Here is a 1,150-nt window from a genome sequence, read left to right as displayed (position 1 = left end):
GTGTAGACCTCGTCCAGGCCCGTGGCGAGCAGGAGCTGGCGGGCCAGGAGCTTGGTGATGGCGCGATTGACGACGTCGGCATCGCGCAGGGCGTCCTGCTGGCCGGTGGGCTGGTAGTGGGCGACGAGTTCGGCGATTTCCTCGCGCGTGATCGTCGGGTCCGTCTGGGCGGTGACGTGCCGGTCCAGGAGCAGGCGCAGGCGGAGCAGGACGATGGTCTCGACCCGGCTCAGGGCACGCTGCTGGCGCAGGATACTGGAACGCGTACTGCCGCCGATCGCCTCGGGGTCAACCGGGCGCAGGACGGCGACCTTGCGCTCGTGGTCCAGTTGCAGCGTGAGGAAGAGTTCGGAGAGGCGGCTGCGCAGGATCAGCTGGTTGTCCAGGAGCGTGGTCCACAGCTTTTCGTCGCGGCCGCCGTCGATGTAGGGGCCCTTGAGCAGCTTCACGAGCGCCTGCCGCACCTTCATGGGCAGCACGCCGGTGTCGCCGGGGAAGAGCGCGGCGCCGTCGACGAACGTGTCCCGGGGGGTGACGATGAAGGGGTCGCTGCGGACGTGGGCGCCATCGCTGTCCGCGGGCGCAGACTCGGGCGCGGACTGCGGGTCCGCCGCCGCGGTCTCTGCCAGGGTCTCGGTCGCGGTCTCGGTCAGGGTCTCTGCCGTGGTCTCTGCCAGGGTCTCGGTCACAGTCTCTTCAGTCATGGTCAATCCTTCGCGAGCGTGACGACGGGCAGGTAGGCGGTGCGGGTGGTGCCGTCGATTTGTTCGAATTCGATGGGGCCCCAGGTCCCCCGGTCGAAGCCGGCGCCTTCGTGGAGGGTTTGCGACAACAGGGCCCGGATGGAGTTGATGTGGCGTTCCTCTGCCGGCAGCTGCGCCCAGGCCTCGGTGAGGGTTGAGGCCCCCGCGAGCGCGGCGCGGATGGCCTCCGGCCTGGCCTTGGCGGTCCGGGGCGAGCGCGCCCGGTCCGAGTCGGAGAACGCGATGGGGTCGGCCAGCTTGGGTGGAGCCGCGAATTCGTCAGGGTCGAAGAGCTTGACCATGGCCAGGGACTCGAAACCGGCGCTGAACAGCACCGGGCCGCGGACCAGGCCGGGCCGTTCGCGCTCGTACGGCAGGGTGCGGATCGCCTGCTCAGCCTCGCGCAG

Annotated in this window: 1 protein-coding gene and 1 pseudogene; both read right to left on the bottom strand. The window is 70.0% G+C overall.

Annotated features, from left to right (window positions below; all coding sequences use genetic code 11):
* A partial coding sequence (locus LQV45_RS34435; RefSeq protein WP_230012371.1) for a DUF4194 domain-containing protein occupies nt 1-704 on the bottom strand: 704 nt, incomplete at its 3' end.
* 2 nt (nt 705-706) lie between these two features.
* Nucleotides 707-1,150 (bottom strand): annotated as a pseudogene (locus tag LQV45_RS34430) (DUF3375 domain-containing protein); the annotation flags it as partial.

The sequence above is a fragment of the Microbacterium sp. Bi128 genome (assembly GCF_918698205.1).
This window is presented reverse-complemented; position numbering and strand designations above follow the sequence as displayed.